Annotated in this window: 13 protein-coding genes; 7 read left to right on the forward strand and 6 right to left on the reverse strand. The window is 72.7% G+C overall.

Translation table 11 applies throughout. The annotated features are described in order from the left end of the window. Positions 1 to 677 (forward strand): hypothetical protein (locus tag Air01nite_RS10840; protein ID WP_203701880.1); only part of this gene is annotated, 677 nt, incomplete at its 5' end. Here the strand turns inward: Air01nite_RS10840 and Air01nite_RS10845 are convergent. Genes Air01nite_RS10845 through Air01nite_RS10855 form a run of 3 tightly spaced genes read right to left on the reverse strand, consistent with a single transcriptional unit; the run spans position 674 to position 3,832 of the window. Next, positions 674 to 2,449: a gamma-glutamyltransferase family protein gene (locus Air01nite_RS10845; protein ID WP_239090647.1), complete on the reverse strand. Its 1,776-nt coding sequence runs from the start codon at positions 2,447 to 2,449 to the stop codon at positions 674 to 676. The two genes, Air01nite_RS10840 and Air01nite_RS10845, sit on opposite strands and share 4 nt — an antisense overlap. Before the next feature lie 19 nt (positions 2,450 to 2,468). Then, positions 2,469 to 3,170, reverse strand: a complete 702-nt coding sequence (locus Air01nite_RS10850) for a zf-HC2 domain-containing protein (RefSeq protein ID WP_203701881.1) — start codon at positions 3,168 to 3,170, stop codon at positions 2,469 to 2,471. After that, positions 3,167 to 3,832, reverse strand: a complete 666-nt coding sequence (locus tag Air01nite_RS10855) for a sigma-70 family RNA polymerase sigma factor (RefSeq protein ID WP_203701882.1) — start codon at positions 3,830 to 3,832, stop codon at positions 3,167 to 3,169. Before Air01nite_RS10855 ends, Air01nite_RS10850 begins: the two co-directional genes overlap by 4 nt. Positions 3,833 to 3,970: 138 nt before the next feature. Here Air01nite_RS10855 and Air01nite_RS10860 point away from each other — a divergent pair, with 138 nt between their 5' ends. Beyond that, complete coding sequence (locus Air01nite_RS10860; protein WP_203701883.1) at positions 3,971 to 6,859, forward strand: caspase, EACC1-associated type; 2,889 nt, start codon at positions 3,971 to 3,973, stop codon at positions 6,857 to 6,859. On the opposite strand, the gene Air01nite_RS10865 is transcribed toward Air01nite_RS10860, so the two are convergent. Then, positions 6,788 to 7,546: an SDR family NAD(P)-dependent oxidoreductase gene (locus tag Air01nite_RS10865; protein WP_203701884.1), complete on the reverse strand. Its 759-nt coding sequence runs from the start codon at positions 7,544 to 7,546 to the stop codon at positions 6,788 to 6,790. The two genes, Air01nite_RS10860 and Air01nite_RS10865, sit on opposite strands and share 72 nt — an antisense overlap. A 273-nt stretch (positions 7,547 to 7,819) precedes the next feature. Here Air01nite_RS10865 and Air01nite_RS10870 point away from each other — a divergent pair, with 273 nt between their 5' ends. From Air01nite_RS10870 to Air01nite_RS10880, 3 genes are read left to right on the forward strand one after another with little or no spacing between them, the layout of a single operon-like run. Continuing rightward, positions 7,820 to 7,990, forward strand: a complete 171-nt coding sequence (locus tag Air01nite_RS10870; RefSeq protein WP_203701885.1) for a hypothetical protein — start codon at positions 7,820 to 7,822, stop codon at positions 7,988 to 7,990. Next, positions 7,987 to 8,931, forward strand: a complete 945-nt coding sequence (locus Air01nite_RS10875) for a hypothetical protein (protein ID WP_203701886.1) — start codon at positions 7,987 to 7,989, stop codon at positions 8,929 to 8,931. The genes Air01nite_RS10870 and Air01nite_RS10875 overlap by 4 nt, the downstream gene beginning before the upstream one ends. Then, on the forward strand, positions 8,915 to 9,661 hold the full coding sequence (locus Air01nite_RS10880; RefSeq protein WP_203701887.1) for an SAF domain-containing protein: 747 nt from the start codon (positions 8,915 to 8,917) through the stop codon (positions 9,659 to 9,661). Before Air01nite_RS10875 ends, Air01nite_RS10880 begins: the two co-directional genes overlap by 17 nt. Before the next feature lie 4 nt (positions 9,662 to 9,665). On the opposite strand, the gene Air01nite_RS10885 is transcribed toward Air01nite_RS10880, so the two are convergent. Continuing rightward, positions 9,666 to 13,076, reverse strand: a complete 3,411-nt coding sequence (locus Air01nite_RS10885; RefSeq protein ID WP_203701888.1) for a P-loop NTPase fold protein — start codon at positions 13,074 to 13,076, stop codon at positions 9,666 to 9,668. Positions 13,077 to 13,229: 153 nt separating this feature from the next. Here Air01nite_RS10885 and Air01nite_RS10890 point away from each other — a divergent pair, with 153 nt between their 5' ends. After that, positions 13,230 to 15,065 (forward strand): LamG-like jellyroll fold domain-containing protein, encoded by a 1,836-nt coding sequence (locus Air01nite_RS10890; RefSeq protein ID WP_203701889.1) that lies wholly within the window; start codon positions 13,230 to 13,232, stop codon positions 15,063 to 15,065. An 84-nt stretch (positions 15,066 to 15,149) separates the two neighbouring features. Continuing rightward, entirely contained in the window at positions 15,150 to 15,944 is a 795-nt protein-coding gene (locus Air01nite_RS10895; RefSeq protein ID WP_203701890.1) for an SDR family NAD(P)-dependent oxidoreductase, read from the forward strand. Between the two features lie 13 nt (positions 15,945 to 15,957). Here Air01nite_RS10895 and Air01nite_RS10900 read toward each other — a convergent pair whose 3' ends face one another. Beyond that, positions 15,958 to 16,320, reverse strand: coding sequence for a hypothetical protein (locus Air01nite_RS10900; RefSeq protein WP_203701891.1), 363 nt, complete (start codon positions 16,318 to 16,320; stop codon positions 15,958 to 15,960). Between the last annotated feature and the right edge of the window lie 9 nt (positions 16,321 to 16,329).

The raw sequence follows: 16,329 nt of genomic DNA on the forward strand, positions 1-16,329 counted from the left end.
GCGAGCGGCTCGAACCGCTGCTGCCCCGCGTCGACGACCCCTACCTGCACGCCGCGACCCAGCTCGCGATGGCCTGGACGTCCACGATGGTCGCCGACGTGGAGGGTGCGCTGCGGGAGGCGCTGGCGGCACTGGCCGAGTTCACGAGCCAGGACGAGCCATTGGGTACGGCGTCCGCCGCGCTCACCGTCGGCTCGCTGGAGACGACCACGGGCCGGTACGACGAGGCGACGCACCACCTGCACGACGCGCGCGACCTGGGCATGCACCTCGACAACGCCTGGCTGGCCGCCACCTCTCAGGTGCTGCTGGGCACCCTGGCCCTGGTCCGCGGCCGCCCCGCGGACGCCCGGGCGCTGCTCGACGAGGGGCTCGACCTGAGCCTCGCGGCCTACAGCACCCAGCTCGTCACGCTGTGCCTCGGCGTCTTCGCCCAGCTCACGTTCGTCGAGGGCAACCAGGAACGGTCGGCACTGCTGGCCGGCGCCGCCGACGGCATGCGCAAGCGGGCGGGCCTGCGGGTCTGGCCGTCGCTGCGGCGGCCCGAGGCCGAGCTGACCAACCGGCTCCGCACGTCGCTCGGCGAGACCGACTTCGACCGCGCGTTCAGCACCGGCGGCAAGCTCACCCGCCGCGAAGCCGTCGCCGCCGCGCACGACCCGGACTCCCGCCGCTAGCGGCCGACCGCGTAGCCCTGCATCTCGCGCGGGTTGGCCGCGGCCTTGAGCATGCCGTCGGCCGCGCGGCCGGCGGCGCTCACCCGGCCGAGCGACCACGGGTCGGTGACGACCACGTCGTGCCCGCGGGCGCGCAGGCCGGCGATCGTGGCCGGGTCGGCCCGCGCCTCGATGTGCACCTCGGCCGGGCGGGAGTCGCGCGGCCAGAACGACGACGGGAAGTGCGTGGTGTGCCAGGCCGGCGCGTCGATCGCGGCCTGGATGCCGAGTCCATGGTGGACATGGCGGAGGAAGAACAGCAGCGACCACTGGTCCTGCTGGTCGCCGCCCGGCGTGCCGAAGGCCAGGTAGGGCGCGCCGTCGCGGAGCGCGAACGACGGGGTGAGCGTGGTCCGGGGCCGCTTGCCGGGTGCCAGCGAGTTGGGCAGGCCGGGCGTGAGCCAGAACATCTGCCCGCGGGTGCCCAGGCACACGCCGAGGTCGGGGATGACCGGCGAGCTCTGCAGCCAGGCGCCGCTCGGTGTCGCGGAGACCATGTTGCCCCAGCGGTCGACCACGTCGAGGTGGCAGGTGTCCCCCCGGGTGCGCCCGTCCCGGGCGACCGTCGGCTCGCCGATGCCCACCGCCGCCCCGCCGCGCCATTCCGGCAGCGCCGGGAGCCGGGGCGGCACCCCGTCGGGCGAGCCGGGGCGCAGTTCCGCCGAGGCCCGCTCGCCGACCAGCGCCCGCCGGTCGGCGTTGTAGTCGGCGCCCAGCAGGGTGTCCAGCGGCACGTCCACCCAGCGCGGGTCGCCGTAGAACGCCTCGCGGTCGGCGAAGGCCAGCTTCGCGCACTCGATGACCAGGTGGGCGAACTCCGCGCTGTCGGTCGGCAGGCCGGCCAGGTCGAAGCCGGCGAGCAGGGCCAACTGCTGCAGGAACACCGGGCCCTGGCTCCACGGGCCGGGCTTGCACACCGTGTAGCCGTGGTAGTCGTAGGTCAGCGGTGCCTCGAACCGCGTGCGGTGGCCGGCCAGGTCGGCGTGGGCGAGCACGCCCTTGTGCCGCCGCCCGGACGAGTCCAGCGCCTCGTTCTTGTCCACATAGGAGGCGATGGTCTCGGCGACGAAGCCGTCGTAGAACGCCGCGCGTGCCGCGTCGAGCTGGGCGTCCCGGTCGCGGCCGGCCGCCTGTGCCGCGTCGGCGAGGCGGCGGAACATCGCCGCGAGCGCGGGGTTGCGGAAGCGGCTGCCGGCCGCTGGAACGCCGCCGCCGGGCAGGTAGACCTTGGCCGAGTCGGTCCACTCGGTGCGGAACAGGTCGGCCACCGCGGCGATCGTGTCGCGGGCGCCGACCGGCAGCGGATAGCCCCCGTCGGCATAACCGATCGCGTACGAGACGACGTCGCCGAACCGCATCGTGCCGTGCGCCTGCAGCAGGGCCAGCCAGGCCCCGAACGCACCGGGCACGCACGCCGGCAGCAGCCCGGTGCCGGGCACCAGGTCGAGCCCGAGGTCGGCGAAGTGTGCGACGGTCGCACCCGCCGGCGCCGGGCCCTGGCCGTCGACCACGAACGTCTCGCCCGTGGCCGCCGCGTGCCCGATGATCGGCACCTCGCCGAGCGGGCCGTTCATGTGCGGCTCGACGACCTGGAGCACGAAGCCCGCGGCCACCGCCGCGTCGAACGCGTTGCCACCCGCCTCCAGCACGGCCATCCCGGACTGGCTGGCGAGCCAGTGCGTGCTCGCGACCATGCCGAACGTGCCGGTCAGCTCCGGTCTGGTGGTGAACACCAGGTCTCCTCCGTGGATCTCAGACCGGGACCGTGACCAGCGGGCTGTTGGTCCCGTCCGGCTCGCGCACCTGCACCTGCACCGCCTCGATGTCGGTGAGCGGGGCGGCGGTGGCGGACTGCAGCCGGAGCGGGTCGGGTCGCTCCGGGGTGCCGTAGCCGCCCTCCGGCACCCGCCAGCTCGAGACCACCTCGGCGGTGCCGTCCTTGGTCAGGACCACCAGGCGACAGGTCGCGGGCCCTTGCAGCTTGCTCAGCTCGAACGAGATGCGGGTGCCGAACGGCCGTGACTCGACGGCGAGCGCGGCGTGCACGCCGGTGGTCGGGTCGGTGGCGCTGCGTGACTCGCCCGGTGCGGCCGCGACCATGTCCGGCTGGCCCACCCAACGCGCTCCGGCGAAGACGGCGAACCCGCTCAACAGGGCGATCAGCACCACGCCGGCCGCGATGCTGAGCACGCGGCGGTGCCGGGCGCGGCGCCGGTCGTCACCGACCGCGGTCATCACCCGACCCAGCAGCACGCCCTGCTTCTCGACCTGTTCGGTCACCGCGAGGTCGTCGCCGTCGACCAGCGCGAGCTCGTCGACCACCGGCAGGAACGACTCCAGCTCGCCGGCACAGACCCAGCAGGTGGCCAGGTGCTGCTCGAACCGATCGCTGTCGGCCGGGTCGAGGATGCCCAGCGCGTACGACGCGACGTCCCAATGCTCCTCGCGCGTCATGATTCGGTCACCTCGCGCGCCTCCAGCGCGGCGCGCAGCGCGCGCAGCCCGTAGTAGACCCGGGACTTGGCGGTCCCGATCGGCAGCCCCAGCTCCTCCGCCGCCTCCGGGAGGGTGCGGCCCTTGAAGTAGGTGGCGAGGATGATCTCGCGGTGCGCCGGGCTCAGCGTCTTGAACGCCGCGGTGATCGTCATGCGGCGCAGGACCTGGTCGGTGGCGTCCGCCTCGGCGAACCGCTCGAGGTCCTCGCCGTAGGCCTCCTGCGGCCGGGCCATCACGCTGCGGTGTTCGTCGATCACGATCCGTCGCGCAACGGTGACGAGCCACGGGCGCAGCGAGGGCTGTCCCGAGGTGCCGAGCCGGTCCGCGTTGCGCCAGGCCCGCAGCAGCGTCTCCTGCACCACGTCCTCGGCCCGCTGGCGGTCGCCGCCCGTCAGGCGGAGCACGAACATCAGCAGCGGGCCCGAGTGTTCCTGGTAGAGAAGCCGCATGAGCTGGTCGGAGTTGGTTTCCGCGGCCGGCTCGTCGGGGACCTGAGGGGAGTCCGAGCGAGGCAGCACCCGGCCATTCTGTCTCGTACCCGGCGAGGCGTCAGTAGCCGCCCCCGAAAACGCGCGCGACGACGACCACGTCGGCGGTGGAGCCGCGGCGACCGCGTGCATGCCAGACCTCCTCACCGGGCCAGCGGCAGCACGCCGCGGCATCAGTCCGTACGGACGCGGGCGCCCGCCGGATCAACGAACCATTAGTCACCCTTCGTGCGATTGCCATCAGCTACCGGTCGGGTGCACTGTGCGAGGGTGGACGGGCAGCGTAAGGCGCTGATCGTCGCCGTCGACGAATACGAGCAGGACGGGCTGCGGCGGCTGCTCTCGGCCTCCGCGGACGCCGAGGCGCTCGGTCGTGTGCTCGGCGACCCCGAGGTCGGTGGCTTCGACGTGCGGGTGATCCGCAACGAGCCGGCGCACGTGATCAGCTCCCACATCGAGGACCTGTTCTCCGACGCGCGGCGCGACGACGTACTCCTGCTGCATTTCTCCTGTCACGGTCTCAAGAACGAGTCCGGCGAGCTGTTCTTCGCGGCGACCAACACGCGGCCCAACCGGCTGGGCTCCACCGCGGTGCCGGCCGGTTTCGTGCAGCGCTGCATGCGCGCCAGCCGCTCGCGCAGCGTCGTGCTGCTGCTGGACTGCTGCTACGGCGGCGCGTTCGGGCAGGGCGTGACCGTGCGCGCGGCGGGCGACGTCAACGTGTTCGACAGCTTTCCCGGCGGGCGGCTCGGCGGCGGTCGCGGGCGGGCGGTGATCACGGCTTCGAGCGCGATGGAGTACGCGTTCGAGGGCGACTACCTGGCCGACGAGCGGGAGCGGGCGCCGTCGGTGTTCACCGCCGCGCTCGTGGAAGGGCTGGGCAGCGGCGAGGCCGACCGCGACGAGGACGGCTGGGTCTCGCTCAACGAGCTCTACGACTACGTCTTCGACAAGGTCCAGGCGCGCAACCCCCACCAGACGCCGAGCCGCGACGTGGAGATGCAGGGCGAGCTGTTTCTCGCCCGCAGCCGCCGGCGCCGCGTCGCACCCCGGCCGATTCCGGCGGACCTGCGGGCCGCGGTCGCCGACGCCAACATGTTCACGCGCCTCGGCGCGGTCACCGAGCTGCGGTCCCGCCTGGTCGGCGACAATGTGCCGGCCGCTACCGGCGCCTTCGAGGCGCTGCGGGAGATCGCGCAGACCGACATCCGGTACGTCGCCGAGGCCGCCGCGGACGCCGTGCGTGAGGTCTCGGTCCGGGCCGAGCCGGCGGAGCTGCGGTTCGGTCCGGATGCCGCCGCCGAGGTGGTGCGGCTGCTCGGGCCGCCGCTGGCGCGGTCGGTGCGCGCCCGGGCGTCGGACGAGTGGATCACGGTCGCGGCGAGGGCCGACGGGTTCGCGGTGTCCACCGTGGCCGGCGACGACGTCCGGTTCGGCACGGTGACCTTCATCGGGCCGACCGGCGAGGTCGTGGTGCCGGTCCAGGTCGACGCCCTGGTCCCCGCGCCGACGCCGGCCGCCGCCCCTCCCCCGGCGCCGGTGCGTGTACCCGCCCCACGGACGTCGGCGGCGGCGCCCGCGCGCGAGCGGCTCCCGTGGTGGCTCGTCGCCGGGCTGATCCTCGCCGCGGCCGGGCTCGTCATCCTGAACTGGCCGGGCACGGATCACACCCGCATCGCGTGGAACGACCCCGACACCTCCTGGATCGGGTTCCGCCGGCCGTGGGACCCGTTCATCGTCGGCTCGTTCCTGGTCCTGGCCGGCGCACTCGCCGGCGCGCTGGTCGCCGGCCGGCGCGCCCTCGGCGTGGTCGCCGGCAGCGGGCTGTTCCTCGCCGTCGACGGCGTGGTCATCCTGCTCGGCGGCGTGGCCGACGTGCACTGGCCCACCTGGTCGGCGACCGCGGCGGTGGGCGCGGTGGTCGCGGCGGTGACGGCGGTGGTGGCGCGGCCGGTCCGGCAGCGCCCGCACCGGGTGGACCGCCCCGCCGGGACGCTCGTGCTCGCCGGCGGTGTGCTGGTCGTCGCGCACGTCTCCGTCGACCTCGACGGCATCACGTGGCTGATGGTCAGCAAGGGTCTCGGCATCCTCGCCGCGCTCGTGGTGGTCACCCTGAGCTGGCTCGTGCTGTCGGCGGGCGACCCGCGGACGCGGACGTTCCTGGCGGGCGCGGCCGGCACCTACGTCGTGCTCGCCGCGCTCGACAACGGCGAGAGCTGGTCCGGCGGCCTGCCCGCGGCGTTCGTCATCGGCATGATCGGGTACGCGCTGGTGCTCGTGGGTCTCGGCGTCGGCCTGTCGCGGCCAGTCGTGCCGCTCCTTACCTTTGACGAGCGGCCGCGGTCGCCGGTGTGGATCACCGTGTCGCTGGCCCTCGGCGGGTTCCTGCTGGTCGCGATCAACGGCGCCGCCCTTCACGACCCGAAGGCGCAGGCATTCTGGATCGACGCCGCACATTCGCTGGCGCTCGACCGGGCGACCACCGACGGGTCGCTGTACGTGGCGGTCGTGGCGCTCGCCGCCGCGCTGCTCACGCAGGCCCGGTCGACCGCCGCGGCGTACGCCCTCGGGGTCGTGGCCGGGATCGCGACCCTTTTCCTCACCGTCGGGGTGGTGCTGCTCGTCAGTGGACTGACCTACGGCAGCACCACGAACACCTGGGCGCTCCTGACCGCGGTCGGGGCGGCGATGGTGGCGGTGACGGTGTTCGCGGTGGTCCGTGGGGGGCTCCGGCCGCGGTTGGGCCCGGCCGGGCCGGTCGCCGCCGTGCTGGTGGTGATCGGCACGGCGCCGCTGGTGATCGCGCAGTTCGTCCCGGCGGCCGGGGAGTCGTCGGCCACCTACTACGGCAGCCCGTTCCTCGTGGTGCTCGCCCTGGTGCCCGCCGCCCTGGCCGCTCTCGCGATCACGAGCACGGACCGGGAGTTCCGGCGGCTCGCCGTGGGCGCCGCGCTCGCGTACCCCTTGGCGGTCGCGGTCGCCTGTGTCTATCCGATCGTGGACGAGACGGCCGACGTCTACTACACCGTCCTGCTCGCCGGCCACCTGGTCCTGGCCGCCGTCGTTGGCTTCGACGCGTGGCGGCGCTCAGGCCAGGACCGCGCCGCCGGCGACGTCGACGATGACGCCGGTGATCCAGCTCGAAGCGTCCGACGCTAGGAACAGCGCGGCCGCGGCGACGTCCTCGGGCGTGCCCAGGCGGCGCAGCGGATGAGCTTCCGCCAGCTTCTGCTGGACGTCCGCGGGGATCCAGCCCTGGTTGGTCTCGGTCATGATCGTCTCGGGTGCGATGCAATTGGCGCGCACGCCGAACGGCCCGGCCTGCGCGGCGAGGTCCTGGGTGAAGATCTGAAGACCGGCCTTGGCGGCGGCGTACGCGACGATCGTGCGCTCACTCGGCTTGCGCCCGGCCGCCGACGAGAGCGTGATGATCGTCCCGGTCCGGCGTTCCTTCATGCCGGGCAGGAAGCGCCGCACGGTGAGGAAGGTGCTGGTCAGGTTCTGCTCGATATCCGCGCGCCAACTCTCGGGCGTGATGTCCTCGATGGGTGCGGGCCGGCTGGTCGTGTTGCCCGCGCTGGCGACCAGGATGTCGACGCGCCCGTGCCGCGCCATGATCTGGTCGTGCATCCGGTCGAGATCGGCGGTGTCGGTGACGTCGCCGGTCACGACCAGCACGTCGCCGCCGATCCGTGCCCGCACGGCGGCCAGCGCGGCCTCGTCGCGGCCGTGCAGCACGACCTGGGCACCGGCGGCGGCGAACGCGGTCGCGATGGCCGCACCGAGCCCCCGCGAGCTGCCGGTCACGAGCGCCACCCGCCCTTTGAGGTTCGCTGTCTTGTCCATGCACCTGATGCTGCCCGCTCGCGGCGGGCGACGGCGTCGGCCGTGGAGCGGCATCCGGCGTACGCACGCCTGCGTACGGTGTCGCACCCGAACGACGCATTGACGACGTGCGGCGACGAATCCACGCTCATAGGCGAGGTCTGCGCCGAATCGACGAGCGGGGACAGGATGACCGCAGGACGCAGGTTGGCCGGTGACCCCGGCAAACCGGTTCCGGCACCGGGCATCCTGATCGCCTGCCCACAATGCGGCTGGCGGAGACCGTCAGACCGCTTGCCGGACGCGTGCGATGTCGACCCCAACCACCGGGTGCGCGCGCTGGCCGTGTTCGTCGCCTGCGTCGAGTGCGGCTGGGAGAACTGGTTCGCCAGCATGCCGGGGTGCTCGAAGTCCACTGCGGACAACAAGCACGACGTACGCGTCCTCGAAGTGGCATACCGGTGATCGACAGCCTTCTGGACCGTGCCGCCTCCGTGCTGGAGCGACGGTTCCTGACCAACGCCTTCCTCCCGGTCCTCCTGCTGCCGCCCGCCGTCCTCACCCCCGCGTTCCTCCAGGTCGAGGTCGCTGGAGCCCTCCTGGACACGTGGAACCGGCTGACGGTCGGGCCCAAGATCCTGTTCACCGTCGGGTACTTCGCCCTCTCGTGGTTCGGCGCGACGATCGTGGCCAGCCAGTGGCGCAACATCATCAGACTGTTCGAGGGCTACCCCCTCGCCCGGTTCCGGCACGCCTACCAGGCGGCCGCGGGCTGGCACCGGGATCAGAGCACTGAGCTCAACGCGCCCGCCAACGACCGTTTCTGGTACACGAAGTACTGGGCCTACCCGACACCGAACGCCGCCCTGCCGACCCGGCTCGGCAACGTGCTCCGCGCCGCGGAGCTCTACCCGCTCGACCGGTACCACGCGGACGTCATCCTCATCTGGCCCCGCCTGCAGCACGTGCTGCCGCGCGAACGCATCGACGACGTCGAGGAGGCGCGGTCGACGCTCGAGTTCCTGCTCGTGGTCGCGCTGTGGTTCGCGGCGTTCGCGACGCTGGCGCCCGTGGGCCTCTACGTCACCGACGGCGACGTCGTCGTCGCGGGCCTGTGCTTCGTCCTGGGTCTCGGCGCCTCCTACGCCGCCTATCTGTCGGCGATCTCCGCTGCGGCCGAGTACGGCGAGCACATCAGAGCCACCTTCGAGATGTACCGCTTCGACCTGCTGCGGCGGCTGCGGGCGTTGCCCGTGCGCACGCCGGACGAAGAGCGCGACCAATGGCGCGAGCTGGCCGACTTCTTCGGCCGGAACACACCGTTGGCGTGGCGGTACGCCGACGGCGAGTCGGACGACCCACCGGGATCGACACCGATAAGGTCGGCCGGTGTCGACGAACGCTGACCAGTCGGCCCAGCCCGGAGAGCCGGTCGGCGCGGCCACCGTTCCGCGCCCGCGCGGCGCCGGCATCCCGGTCGAGGAGTTCCTCCGCCAAGCCCCTACGGCGGCCCAGCCGGACAACGTGTCCACGCCGGTTTCGGGTCTGCTGCCAGGCCCGAGGCCCATGCGGGCCGGGCCACTCTCCCGCTATCTCCTCGTGGTCGTCGTCGTGGGCCTGGCGGCCGCGGTCGTCTGGGCGGTACGCGGAAAGGACGAGGTGGCCGTCCTGGTCCCCGCGGCCGACCTGCCCGCCTACCACCTGATCCAGGAGTCCGACGTCGCGCTCGACACCGTCGATGCCAAGGAGGCGGACGGGTTCGCCGTGCTGCCGCTCGCCGGCCGGTTCACGACGAAGCCGCTGAAACGCGGCGCGCCGATCCGCGGCGAGGAGGTGACCACCGACGTGGTCGCCCGGCTCGGTGCGGACGTGGCCGTCGTCGGCCTGCGGGCCGATCAGGGAGACGTGCTCGGCGGTGCGCTCGCGGCCGACACCTTCATCCATGTCGTGCTCGTCGAGCGCGGCACGAAGACCGGCGAGTTCGACGCCGTCACCCTGGCGGTCACGCCGGCCAACGCCGACCGGACGTCGTGGTCCCTGGTGGTGGCCATGAAGGCGGCCGACGCGAGCCGACTGGAGGCGCCGTTGGCCACGTCGGAGCTGTCCGTCATCCACAGCGTCACACCCGGGCCGTAACGCGCTAATGGCCCGGCGTGTCCCCCGCCGTGCGGACGAAGGAGAAGCGGGTCACCTCCGGTGCCCACTCGGCGAAGCGGTGAGCGGGAGCGTTGTCGAACCGCGGGTGTTGGGTCAGCCAGCGCCGGACGGCGGGATCGGGGTCGGCGAGCGCGGATCCGAGGGTGACGTTCTCGGGTGCGGCGGCGAGCGCGTCGATGAGGGCACGGGCGGTGGTCGGCCGGCCCGTGATCACCGCGAGCAGGAAGGCGACCACCTCGTGGTCGCCGATGCCGCCACGCGGGTGGTCGAACTCGCCGGGGTCTTTCACCCGGGCCTTGAGCAGCCGGTAGGTGTTGACGAACCGTTTCACCGTCCGCGGTGTGGTGCCGATCAGCGGCGCGACCGCCGACATGGCCGCGGCCTCGGCCTCCGTGATCTCCAGGACCTTGGCGGGCAGGCGCCGGCGCGGTGCGCGCGGATACCGTCTCCCCTGCGGCTCGGGTTCCTTCTGCGGCGTGGCCGTCCGCGCCGGTTCCGGGCCGGGCGTCGCCGGTTGGGACGGTGTCTCCCGTCGCTGGGTCACGGGTCGGCCGGTCAGGCCGGTGATCATCTGGCGGACGAGGCCCTCGTCGAGCGGTACGAGGCGCACCGGAATCTGGATGATCTTTTCCAGGTAGTCCGACGGCGTCGCACCGCCTGACCCGCCCAGGAGCTGGTGGTAGCGGATCCGCAGGGACTGGTCGAGCCAGCGCGTGTCGACGGCGAGCAGCACCACGAACATCTCGAAGTTGAAGAGCAGGTGCACGGCCTCGAGGACCTGCACGACCTTCTCGGCCGCGCACCGGTCGAGGTCGTCGATCGCGATCACGACCCGGCGCTTGTCCTTCCGAAGCTCCTCGTCGATCTTGCTGAACAGGTCACGGGTGCGGGTCACCAGGCTGAGCTGGTCCCGATACTCGGTAACCGTGGACAGTTGTCCCAGCACCGCCGCCGTCTGGTCCGCCTCGGCCTGCCGGCGCAGCCGGTCGGCTTCGGCCGCAAGCCGCACCGACTCGCCCCGCACCGCCCGCTCCTCCTCGGCCACGTCCTGCAGACGCGCGGCGGCCGCACGGGTCGCTTCCGCCGCCGTCAGCCGGGCAAAGGCGGCCATACCGGCCCGTCCCGCCTCGGCGAACTCGGCAGCCTGGGCCCGGGCATTGCGGAACTGGACGGTCGCGGCGGCGAAGTAGCCGAGCAGCGCGGTCACCGCACTGATCGTCGCGACCACGCCGGCTGACTGCCCGGCCGACACGGTCGCCACTGCGGCCGCGGCGAGCAGCAACGCCACGCCCCCGGCGGCCCAGGCCACACGGCGGCGCCGGGCGAGCCGCGCCGTTGCCTTCTCGACGGCGGCCTTCGCTTTGCCAAGCTCCGTTTCGACTCGCTTGACCTCCTGCGCGGCGTCGGCCGCGCGCCGGTCCGCGTCCTCGATCTCGGGGATCTTCTTAACGTCGGGCGGTGCGATCTTGCGCAGCACTTGGTCGACCAGACTGGCCCACAGGTTGGTCTCGGCGTAATGCCACGCGTTGAACGGGACGAACACGATGTCGCCGACGTAGCCCTCGTCCTTGGTGTCCGCGAGTTGTTCGAGCAGCGCGACGATCCGGTCGAGCACGAACGTCTTGCCCGATCCCCACTCGCCGAACAGGCCGACCGCCAGTGGCGGGCGCAGCCCGGCCGACGCGATCAGGCTCGCCAGCGCCGACGCGTCGCGGTCGGCATCGAGCAGGTCGGTGCCGCGCACGCTGTCGGGTTCGTACCCGGCGACGCCACGGGACACCGGCCGCGACCGGCCCACGGGCCAAACGGAGACTAGATCTCCGTTCGCGACCGCAAGCGCGGAGCCAGGCCCGTCCGCGGCGAGAGCGTCGATCGCCCCGCCGGTGAGCAGCCGCGCGATCGGCGGTCCACCCGGTTCGCTGAGGACGATGTGGCCGGCGTCCGTGGCCGCGGCGATCCCGATCCGCTTGTCGACAGAGACTAGGGCGTGGGGCACACGCTGCCACGGGATCCGCGCGCTCGCCGTCCCGCGCGCGGTGAGCTCCGTCGACGGCTGGTCCTCGGTGAGGGTGCTGACAACGGCGGCCTCCTTGTCGGTTCCGAGTAGGGCGCGCCGCCCAGAGCCGTCCACTGCGATCAACGCCGCGCTCGTGGGCACCACCTGGTCGTCCAGGGTCCGGTCCGGTCCCCACCAGCGGACGATGTCGTGCGCACGCGCCAGCCAGGCGGGTGCACCGGCGGCCAACAACCCGTCGGTCACACCGGTGGCCCGGCCGACGACCGTGCCGGTGCCGACGCGGACGATCTCCGCGACGCCGTCGTCTAGACGCAGGGCCAGGAGGCCCTCGCGGCCCCAGCCGAGCGAGACGACCCGGCCGTCGACCGTGCCGAGCCGCCGCGTCCGGCCGTCGGCGCCGGTTTCGTGGACCTCGGTACCCGCGAGCGCGGCGACCCGGTCGCCGCTCGGGGAGAACGCCAGCAACGTCGCGGTTGCCGGCAACCGCGCCGACCACTCGGCGGGCGCGCCGAGCGCCGAGGCCAGCAGCGGTTGGTCCTCGGCGAGCTCACGGCCGGTCGCGCTGAGCAGGTCCCAAGGCAGTCTCTTCATCGCGCCGAGTCTGTTTATCTCGCCCGCGCGCAGCAGAGGCCAGCCCACACCGTCGTCCATAGCGAGCCCCAGGATCAGATGCTCCGGTCCAGGCACCGGCAAGCGCCGAGGCGACCAACGCTCGGCGACGGCCGCGAAATGTTCTTCAAGCGTCCTTTCAGGGCCGGCCTCGGCAAGGCCCTCCACGTCCGTAACGATCGCGGCCGCGACGGCGCCGGCCCTGACCCGACCTCCGTCGGGAAACCGCCGCGCCAGTTGGTCGAGGAACCCACCGAACGTCGGCACGCTGGTCGTTTTGTCGGGCGTCTCGGTCAGCAGCGGACGCAGCAGTTCGACGAGCGCGACCTCCAGCACGTGGATCCGCAGCGTCGCGGTGGGATGCGCGCTCTCGGCGAAGCCGGCCGTCAACGCCCGCATCGACTGGTCGGGCGGCAATCCGCCGGCACCCACGCCGAGCAGCGGCATGGCGACCGCGGTGTCCGGATCGGACGCGTACCGGCCGATCTCGCCCGCCATCGCGCGTACGGTCTCGGCGCTGCTCCTGGATGTGTGCCGATCGGCTCGCACCGCCGTGGCGAACAGCACCGTCCGGCCGTCGGCCGGTGCGGCGAGGATCTGCCCCACCGTGAGCGGCCCGGCCGGCGGTCGCAGGCCAAGTCGCTGGACCCGCTCGACGTTCTCCGCCGACATGCTCCCGTCGGCGCCGCACGGCGCGACGAGGATCCGCGCATCGCTGTCGAAGAGGTCGCCCAGGACCACCTCGACCCGCCCGGTCGGTTCTGCCACCTGTGCATCCTTGTCCGCTGCGCGCCGGCGGGCCGTCAGATGGCTGACAGCGAGGTTTACGGGCTATTCGGTCGGCGTTCGCCCGTCGCCGTGATCCATGTTCGCGGGCGGCGCGCCTACTGGGGCCGGACCAACCGCTAACAAGGAGCGACCATGTCTTTGACACCGAGCCGGCGTAGTCTCCTCGCCGGCGCCGGTCTGGTGGGCGCCGGTGCGGCCGTCGCCGCATTCGTGCCGGGCACCGCGAGCGCCAGCAACGCAGCCGGCGGGCGCCTCGACACCGAGCACCCGCGGTTCACGCTCGCCGTCATCCCGGACACCCAATATCTCTTCGACACCGACCGGGGTGACCCGGCGCCGCTGACCGCGACCCTGCGCTGGATCCAGGAGCGGCAGGGCGACGAGAACATCGTCTTCACCGCGCACCTCGGCGACGTCGTCGAGAACGCGCTGGCCAGCGAGCTGGCCGCGGCGGGCGAGGTGTTCAAGGTCTTCGACCGGCGGCGTACGCCCTACAGCGTGCTCGCCGGCAACCACGACATCAACCCGAACACGACCGACCAGCGCGGGCCAAGCCCGTACCTCGACGTCTTCGGACCGGCCCGCTACCGCCCGCTCGCCACCTACCGGGGTGCCACGCCGGACGGCTACAACACCTACCACGTGTTCCGGGCCGCGGGTCGCGAGTGGCTGGTGTTCGCCCTTGACTGGCGGCCCTCCGACGCCACGCTGGCGTGGGCCAGGGGCGTGTTGAAGGCGCACCCGCGTACCCCCGTCATCTTGACCACCCACGATCTCGCGTTCGCCGGCGACGACGGTGTCGCGCAGATGTCCGGCCACGGCCAGCGGCTCTGGGACGGGCTGATCAAGGACAGCGACCAGATCTTCCTGACGCTCAACGGCCACTACTGGCCGCCGGGGCGCACCGTCCTGACGAACGCGGCCGGGCGGGACGTGCACGTGCACATCACCAACTACCAGGACCGCTACTACGGCGGCGGCGCGATGCTGCGGCTCTACCACTTCGACCTGGCCCGCAACACGATCGACGTCGAGACCGTATCGCCGTGGATCCTCGGGCAGGAGCCGGAGAAGCGCAACGAGTTGGAGCAGCGCGAGATCGAGCTGACCGACCCGACCAACCGGTTCAGCCTCGCGATCGACTTCGAGTCGCGGTTCGCCGGGTTCGCGCCGGTGGCGCCGCGCCCGCCGCGCGGGCCGGCCGCCGTGCTGACCAAGGGCACGGTGGCGTACTGGCGGTTCGACCAGGGCCGCGCCGACGGGACCGCGGTGCCCGAGGGCTTCCGGATCCAGGACCTGTCCGGCAAGGGCAACCACCTCGAGCGGGTCACCATCGCCGGCAGCGCGCCGGAGACGCTGCGCTGGTCGGGCGAGCACGACGGCGACCAGCCCGCGCACGCCAGCCTCTTCTTCGACGGGGGGAAGAAGCCGGCTCGCGGTGCATATCTGCGTACGGTCGCGGGCGCGCCGATCAACGACGCGACGTTCCCGAACGGGTACACGATCGAAGCGTTCGTCAAGCTGCCGCAGGACGTGCGGTCCACCAACCACGCGTGGATGAGCATCCTGAGCCGGTTCGGTGCCGGTGCCGACGCGGGCAAGACCGGCGGCGACCCGGCCGAGCCGATCGCCACGCTGAGCATGTCGGACGGGATGGCGTTGCAGTGGGCGATGTTCCCGCTCAACCAGGACGGCATCGCGACGAACTGGGGCCACGAGATGCGGGCCGGGGAGTGGTTCCACGTGGCCGTCGTCAACGACGGGCGGGTGACCACGCTCTACGTGGACGGGTCGGAGTTGCTGCGCAACCCGTCGACGCCGGCCAAGGGGGTGGCCACGTCGCACGAGCCGTGGTTCGTCGGCGCCTACCACTACGACCGGATCGTCGAGCAGGCCTTCTACGGCTGGATCGGCGACCTGCGCATCGTGGACCGGGCGCTGCCGGTCGACAAGTTCCTGCGCGCCTGAGCTTCGGGGCTGCCGGGTTCGCGGTGCCGAGCCGCGAACCCGGTCCGGGTGGCGGGTTCGCCGATCGCCCGCCAAGATCTCTTCATGCGACGGTTCGACGGACGGGTGGCGTTGGTGACCGGGGCGGCGCACGGCATCGGCCGGGCGACCGCCGAGCGGCTCGCGTCCGAGGGCGCGGTGGTGGCGCTCGCTGATCGCGACGCGGACGCGGTCGCGGCGGCCGCCGCGGAGCTCGGCGGCCACGCGCTGCCGCTGGTGTGCGACGTGACCGAACGCGCCACTGTGGACGCCGCCGTGGCGGCGGTGGTCGCCCGCCACGGCCGGTTGGACGTGTTGGTGAACAACGTGGGCATCTCCCTGGGCACGCCGTTCGAGGAGATCGACGAGGCCGCGTGGCGCGGTGAGGCCGGGCCGACCCTGCTCGGCGCGGTCACCTGCGTCCAGGCCGCCCTGCCCCACCTCCTGGCGGCACCGGCCGGCGGCAGCGTGGTGTCGATCAGCTCGATCAACGGGCTGGCGGCCTTCGGCGACCTCGTCTACTCGGCCGCGAAAGCCGGCCTGCAGAGTCTCAACCAGAATCTGGCCGTGCTCTACTCGCTGCGTGAGCTGGCCCGCCAGGGCTCGCCGTCGCTCGGGATCCGGTTCAACATCGTCGCGCCCGGCACCATCCGCACGCGGGTGTGGACCGAGGAAGGGCCGGAACGCCTGGCCCTGTTGGACAATCTCGCGGGTCGCTATCCGGCCGGCCGGGTCGGCGAGCCCGCGGACATCGCGGCCGCGGTCGCGTTCCTGGCCTCCGACGACGCGTCCTTCGTCACCGGCGTCGTGCTCCCGGTCGACGGCGGTGCGATGACCGGACCGTTCGGCCTCGGCTTCTGAGGCGGGCTGCCGGTCAGGGGCGCAGCCAGCGCAGGGCGGCGTCGGCGGTGTCGGCGGGCGTGCTGTTGAAGGCGATGGCCGCGCCCGGCGCGTGGACGCGGACCAGGTTGACCACCGTCTCGAAGAACTCGAGATAGGGCTCGTGCTTGCGGATGCCGCCACCGACCACGACGCAGGCGTAGTCCTGGCTGGTCAAAGCGTCGACGACGGCCCGCTGCGCGGCGTCGTCGACCGCCAGCAGGCACATGTCGGCCGTGATGCCCAGCTCGGCGAACCGGGCCTCGCCGCGCGCGATGGCGGCCTGCACGGGCGCCGGGTCCCAACCCTCGATCTTGGCCGGGTCCAGCCCGATCACCAGCACGCGCCCCGTTGGCATGGGGCCAAC

The organism is Asanoa iriomotensis, assembly GCF_016862515.1.
Lineage (GTDB): Bacteria > Actinomycetota > Actinomycetes > Mycobacteriales > Micromonosporaceae > Asanoa > Asanoa iriomotensis.